This is a genomic window from Atlantibacter hermannii (genome assembly GCF_009907385.1).
In the GTDB taxonomy this organism is placed as follows: domain Bacteria; phylum Pseudomonadota; class Gammaproteobacteria; order Enterobacterales; family Enterobacteriaceae; genus Atlantibacter; species Atlantibacter hermannii_A.
The window spans coordinates 1-443 of the sequence record NZ_JAAATR010000098.1; the positions used below are offsets into that span (position 1 = coordinate 1).

General features: G+C 58.0%; 1 protein-coding gene. It reads left to right on the forward strand.

Annotated elements, in window-relative coordinates; all coding sequences use genetic code 11:
• On the forward strand, positions 1–392 hold a 392-nt coding region (locus GV764_RS19325), incomplete at its 5' end, for a class I SAM-dependent methyltransferase (protein ID WP_161661522.1).
• Positions 393–443: the final 51 nt, after the last annotated feature.

The following is a 443-nucleotide window of genomic DNA, read 5'->3' on the forward strand; positions in this document are numbered from 1 at the left end:
GGTTTGGGTTGCACTGCGCCACGCCGCAGATGCGTCTTACCGGCATTGAGATTGCGCCCGAGGCCATCGCCAGCGCCACGCAGTCCGCCGCGATGTTGGGCCTGACCGACGTGCATTTTCAGGCGCTGGATTCGACGCGTTTCGCCACGGCTCAGCAGGATATTCCCGATCTGGTGGTGGTTAACCCGCCGCGCCGCGGGATTGGCGCTGAGCTGTGCGAGTTTTTATCGGCGATGGCGCCGGAGACGATTCTTTATTCGAGCTGTAATGCGCAGACGATGGCGAAGGATATTCGCATGCTGCCGGGATATCGGATTGTCAGGACGCAGCTGTTCGATATGTTTCCGCATACCGGGCATTATGAGGTGCTGACGCTGTTACAGAGGGGGTGAGGGGGAATTGTTCCGTTGTTTCGTTAAGTGGAATGGTTCAGTTGTTCCGTT